Raw genomic sequence first — 6,642 nt, forward strand, 5'->3', positions numbered from 1 at the left:
CGCACCCTCCGCCGCCAACCGGCGCGCCACGACCAACCCCAGACCACCCAGACCACCCGTGACCAGATACGCCGACTCCGACGACAACCGCACGGGCCGGTCGAAGGTGAGCACGACCTTCCCGATGTGCCGGGTGTGCTGCATATGGGCATAGGCGCGGGCCGCGTCCCGGCGGGGGAACACCGTCATGGGAAGCGGGCGCAGCGCGCCGGACGCGAACAGCTCGCCCAGCGCCTCGAACAGGCCGGGCAGCAGCGTGCCGTCGCGTTCGGCGTCGTCGCCGAGGTCGAACGGGAAGTAGCCGACGTCGGGCCGTTCGCTCCGCATCCGGTCCGGGGACCAGATGTCGAGCTTGCCCATCTCGACGAAGCGTCCGCCGGGTGCGAGCGCCGACAGACCGGCGGGGATGAAGTCGCCGCTGAGGCTGTTGAGGATGACGTCGACACCCTTTTGGCCGGTGAGGGCGAGCAGTTCCTCGGCGAACGAGGTGCTGCGGGAGTCCAGGACATGGGTGACGCCCAGGGCCCGTACGGCGTCCCGCTTGCCGGCGCCGGCCGTGGCGAACACCTCCGCGCCGAGGGCCTGCGCGATCTGCACCGCGGCCCCGCCGACGCCGCCGGAGGCCGCGTGCACCAGCACCCGTTCGCCGGGCCGCAGCGAGGCCAGACGGGCGAGGGCGTGGTAGGCGGTCAGGAACGCCAGCGGGACCGTGGCGGCCTCGGTCATGGACAGCCCCTCGGGCAGCGGGGCGACCTGGCTCGCCGACGTGGTGACGTAGTCCGCGAAGCCGCCCTCGGTCATCGCCATCACCGCGTCGCCGACGGCCGGTTGGGTCACCCCGGGGCCCGCGGCGGTGACGACGCCGGCGCATTCGAAGCCGAGCGGGATGTCCCCGGCGCGTTCGAGACCGTAGGCCTGCGCGTAGTGGTCCCGCATCATGCCCAACGAGATCAGCACATCACGGAAGTTGAGGCCGGCGGCCCGCACCTCGATCTCGACCTCGCCCGCCCGCGGGGGCCGGCGCCGGGCCGGCCGCGATCGCAGATACTCCGGTCCGCCGTACTCGGTGAGCACCAGCCTGCTGGGGTCCGGGGCGGGGGTGGGGTCGGCGACGGTGGTCAGTTCCGGGCGCAGTCGCCGCTCGCCTCGCACCGCGCTGTACGGCAGCTCCGTACGCAGCAACCGCTCCAACGGCGTCGCCCCGTCACCATCCACCACCACACACCGCAGCTCCGGATGCTCGGCATGCACCGTCCGCACCAGACCCCACACCGCACCCTGCGCCGGATCAGGCCGCTCCAGCCCCCGCACCACCTGACCCAGAGACGTCACCACATACAACCGCGGAGGCACCCCACACGCCACCAACCGCTGCACCAACTCCAGCAACCCCACCGACAACGACAACGCACGCGACGCATCATCAACACCCACTGACAATTCGCCACCGGCCGCCTCGCCACCCGCGGAAGCCACGAACACCACGTGCTCCGCCTCCGCCACATCCCCCACCAACGACACACCCGGCCCCAGATCCACCAGACCAGAACCACCGGACCCACCAGAGCCGTCGACCACGCACCACCGCCCGGAAAGCCCAGGGCCCACACCCTCCCCAGCCACCTCCGACCACTCCACCCCCACCAACCACTCCGCCCACTCCGCAGAAGCGGCCGTGAGGGCGGGGGCAGGACGGTCCTCGAAGCCCTCGACCTCGGTCAGGGGCCTGCCGTCGGCGTCCAGGAGGTCGATGTCCCACCGGCCGTCGTCGGTACGGCGGGCGTGGATCCAGTGGGCGCGTTCGTCGGCGTGCGGGTGCACCACGAGCCGGGCCACCGCGAACGGCAGCCGGGCCTCGTCCGACGCGTCCGAGGCGAGCGCACACGCCTCGGTGAGCTGGAACAACGCGTCCAGCAGACCGGGGTGGACGGGGGCGAGCGGGGCGGCGCCGGGCTCCGGCGGGGTCACGGTGGCCAGGGCCTCGTCCGTGTCCGCCCAGATCCGGTCGAGCCTGCGGAAGCGCGGCCCGAGTTCGATGCCGTGGGCGGCGAGCCGTGCGTAGATTGCGTCCCGGTCGGTCTCCCGGCCGAGCCGGTCCCGTACGGCCGCCACATCCACGGTCCGGTCCGTCCCGGGACCTTCCGAGGTGACCACCCGGCCGCCGGCGAACACGGGAGCGCTCGCGGGGCCCTCGGGCCCGTCGGCGTCGGGTCCCTCCGCCTCGGTGGCGTCGAGCAGCTGGAACTCCTGCTCGGAGGCGTCCGCCGCCGGGCTCAGCACGAGTTGGACCGTGCGCGTGCCGTCGTCGGGCAGTACCAGCGGACCGGGGAACACCACATCGCGCAGGACGACCGTGCGCGTGCCGTGGGCGGCCTCGGCCGCGCTCGCCGCCATCGCCAGATGGCAGGCGCCGGGTGACACCACGGCCCCGCCCACCCGGTGTTCGCCGAGGAGGGGCAGGGTGCCGGTGCCCAGCTCGGTCTGGAAGACCGTCGCCCGGTACAGCGGGAGGCGGACCCGGGTGTCGAGCAGGGGCCTGACCCGGGTGGCGGCCCGGGCCACGCTCCCCGGCGGCGCCGTGAACCAGTGGCGCTCGCGCTGGAAGGGGTAGGTGGGCAGGGGCACCCGCCGGGCGTGGGTACGGCCGTCCACGGCCGCCCAGTCCACGGGTACGCCCCGCACATGCAGGGCGGCGGCGCCGGACAGCAGCTCGGACCACTCCCGGCCGGGCCTGAGGCTCGGCACCCAGGCCGTGGCGTCGTCCGCGTGGTCCGCGTGGTCCGCATGATCCGCGTCGCTCCCGGCATCGGGCAGGCAGGCCCGGCCCAGGCCCAGCAGCACCGGCTTGGGCCCGGCCTCCACGAACACCCGGGCGCCCTCGGCGTGCGCGGCTCGTACGGCATCGGCGAACCGCACCGGCTGAAGGGCGTGCCGTACCCAGTACTCGGGGTCGCACAGCTCGTCCGCGTCCGCCGGGGCACCGGTCAGGTCCGACACCACGGTGATACGCGGGGCCGAGTAGCGCAGCCGTCGCGCGACCGCGCGCAGCGGCTCGGCGACCGGAGCCATGAGCGGGGAGTGGAAGGCGTGCGACACCGGCAGACGGCGGGCCTCGACGCCCTGTTCGGCGAGCGCGGCCACGACCGACTCCACCTGGTCGGCCGCACCGGAGACGACCACCTCGCCGGGCGCGTTCACGGCGGCGATCGACACCAGGGGGTGCGGGGCGACGGCGGCGGCGACGGCGGCCTCGTCCGCGCGCAGCGACACCATCACTCCGCCGTCCGGCAGCGCTCCCATCAGCCGGCCCCGCTCGGCCACCAGCGCGGTCGCGTCCTCCAGCGTGAACACCCCGGCCACACAGGCCGCGACGATCCCGCCGACGCTGTGGCCGAGCACCACGTCGGGGGTGACGCCCCAGGAGCGCCACAGTTCCGCGAGGGCGTACTCGACCGTGAACAGGGCGGGCTGGGTGTACTCCGTACGGTCCAGCGGCTCCTGTCCCGGACCGCCTTCCCCGTCCCGTGCGGCACCGGTGTCCTCCGGGTGCAGTACGGAGAGCAGGGGGCGGTCCAGGTGGCGGTCGAAGAGCTCGGCGCAGTGGTCGACGGTCCGGCGGAAGACCGGCTGGGCGGCGTACAGCTCGCGTGCCATGCCCGGGTACTGCGCGCCCTGCCCGGTGAAGAGGACGGCCACGGTCGGCTCGGGCCGGTGCGCGGGGACGTATCCGCGGGCCCCGGTGCCGGAGGTCAGTCGTTCGGCGAGTTCCCCGGGCGAGCCGCCCACCACGGCGAGCCGGTGCTCGAAGTGGTCCCGGCCGGCGTCGGCGGTGAAGCAGACGTCGGCGAGGGACGCCCCGCCCGCGCCCTCGGCCAGGAAGCCGGCCATCCGGCGGGTGGCGTCGGCCAGCGCGGTCTCGGTGCGGCCGGACACGGCCAGGACGTGCACGGGACGGCCGGACTCCGCGGCGGACCTGGGCTCGTCGGGAACGTCGTCGTCGAGAGCGTCGTCGTCGGGGGCGGCCGCGAGCACGATGTGCGCGTTGGTGCCGCTCATGCCGAAGGAGCTGACCCCCGCGACCCGGGCGCCGCCCGCCTGGGGCCACTCGGTGGGCGCGGTCGGCACGGTGAACGGCAGCTCCGCCCAGTCGACATGCGGATTGGGCTCGGTGAAGTGGACGTTGCCGGGGATCTCGCCGTGCCGCAGGGCCAGAACCGTCTTGATGACACCGGCGATCCCGGCCGCGCCCTCGGTGTGCCCGATGTTGCTCTTCACGGCGCCCAGCAGCACCGGGTGCGGGCTGCGGCCGAACACCGCGGCGAGGGCGCCGACCTCGATCGGGTCGCCCAGGGCGGTGCCGGTGCCGTGGGTCTCGACGAAGGACACCTCGTCCGGTGCGACGTCCGCGTTGGCGAGCGCGTCGCGGATCAGGGAGATCTGCGCGGACTGGTTGGGGACGGTGAAGCCGCTCGCGGGACCGTCGTGGTTGACGGCCGAGCCGCGTACGACGGCGAGGACGGTGTCGCCGTCCCGGCGGGCGTCGGACAGCCGCTTGAGGACGACGATCCCACAGCCCTCGCTGCGGCCGAACCCGTCCGCGCGGGCGTCGAAGGTCTTGCACCGGCCGTCCGGGGCCAGCGCCCCGGTCCTGGCCAGCGACAGCGAGGTGGTCGGGGACAGCCGCAGATGCACCCCTCCCGCGAGGGCGAGGTCGCACTCGCCGAGCCGCAGCGCGGACACCGCCTGGTGGAGGGCGACCAGGGAGCTGGAACAGCCCGTGTCCATGGCCATGTTGGGGCCCTGGAGCCCGAGGACGTGCGAGAGCCGGCCGGAGGCGAAGCAGAAGCCGGTGCCGGTGGCGTCGTAGTGCTCCAGCCGGGTGCCGGCGGCCTCCTCGACGAGTCGTGCGTAGTCGTTCTCGGCGATGCCCACATAGACGCCGGTACGGCTGCCGCGCAGGGTTCTCGGGGCGTGCCCGGCGTCCTCCAGGGCCTCCCAGGAGACCTCCAGCAGCATCCGGTGCTGGGGGTCGAGACGGGCCGCCTCCTTGGGGGAGATGCCGAAGAACAGCGGGTCGAACCGGTCCACGCCGTCCACGAAGCCGCCGTAGCGGGTGTACAGCTTTCCGGCGGCGGCCGGGTCCGGGTCGTACAGCCCCGACATGTCCCAGCGGTCCGGCGGGACTTCGGTGATGGCGTCCGTGCCCTCGCGCAACAGCCGCCAGAACTCGGCCGTACCGTTCGCGGAGGGGAACCGGCAGGACATGCCGACGATCGCGATCTCCTCGCGGCTGCGGGCGAGTTCGCTCTCCAGCTTGTCGATGACGTACACGGACTGCTGCAGCGAGGCCAGCAGCTCGTCGTGCGGCGTCGTTCCGGCCATGGTGGCGTTTCCCTCCAACAACTCGACGGTTCGGAGCGGCGGTTCAGTGCGCGAAGGCGCGTAGGAGGCGCACCTCGGTGCCGCGCCGCGGCGGTGCGTCGGCCGGTGCCGTGGGACCGGTGCGGGCGGACCGCGGACACGCCGGCCGGGTCGGCGCACGGTCCCGGGCGGTGTCGCTCCGCCCGGTCATCAGCGGCTCTCCGGAGCGCGTGCGGGAGGGGCGGGGGCGGCCGGAGGGGGGGCGGCGCACGGTGGCGGTGAGGGTCGTCACTGTCTCGGTACCTGTCCCTTTCTCGGTACGTGTCGCGGTACTGCGGGAGCACCCGGTCGGTGCTCCCGCGGCCGGTGCGCCGGGTCAGGCGCGCCGGTGTGAGCGGTACTTCTCCGAGATACGGGCCATCAGCTCGCTCGCCGATGTGTCGGCGGGAGCCGTGGCGCCGGAGCCCTCCTGCTCCACGTCACCGGCCGGGTCCTCGGCCGGTTCGGCGGACGGGAGGGCGAGTTGCTGTGCCAGGAAAGGCACGAGGTCGTCGAGGTTCGGGTGGGTGAAGGCCAGGGTGGTGGGGAGCTTCAGCTCCAGGGCGTCCGACAGCCGCGCCCGGAACTCCACGGCCATCAGCGAGTCCATGCCGAGGGAGGCGAAGCCCTGGTGCCGGCCGACCGGCTGCCGGGAGCCGAGCACCTGGCGCAGCATCAGCTCGACCCGTTCCGCCAGCAGGGCATGGGGGTCGCGGGCGGTGGCCAGCTCGGCGCGCAGCGACGGCGACCGGTCCGCGGCACCACCCGCCGCAGCCGTACGCCCGGCAGGGGCCGTGGTGGCCCCGGACCCGGTGGCCGAACCGGCGAGCCGGTCCAGATACCCGTCCGGCAGGGTGTCGCCGAGCAGGGAGCGGAAGGCCGCCCAGTCGGCCGGTACGACGGCGACACCCGCGGTGGCGGGGGCGGCACAGGCCAGCCGGACCGCGAGACGGGCACCGCTGTCCGCCGGGATCGGCCGCAGCCCGGCCTTCTCGTGGTCGGCGGAGTCCCGGGCGGCCATGCCGACCTCGGCCCAGGGTCCCCAGTTGACCGAGATCCCGGGCAGACCGTCGGCACGGCGGCGGGCCATCAGCACGTCCAGGAAGGCATTGGCGGCGCCGTATCCGCCCGTCCCCAGGGTGGGGACGAGGGCGGCGACGGAGGAGAAGGCGACGAAGAAGTCCAACGGCACCTTCCGGTCCCGCACCACCCGGTCCAGCTCCCCCGCACCCACCACCTTCG

At 74.2% G+C, this 6,642-nt stretch carries 2 protein-coding genes; both read right to left on the reverse strand.

Features of this window, described 5'->3' with window-relative positions; translation table 11 throughout:
• The coding region (locus ACFYX0_RS46100) for a beta-ketoacyl synthase N-terminal-like domain-containing protein (protein ID WP_388981390.1) at positions 1 to 5,382 on the reverse strand (5,382 nt) is incomplete at its 3' end.
• Positions 5,383 to 5,737: 355 nt separating this feature from the next.
• On the reverse strand, positions 5,738 to 6,642 hold a 905-nt coding region (locus ACFYX0_RS46105), incomplete at its 5' end, for a beta-ketoacyl reductase (RefSeq protein WP_388981393.1).

This window comes from Streptomyces sp. NPDC002573 (assembly GCF_042889625.1).
GTDB lineage: Bacteria > Actinomycetota > Actinomycetes > Streptomycetales > Streptomycetaceae > Streptomyces > Streptomyces gibsoniae.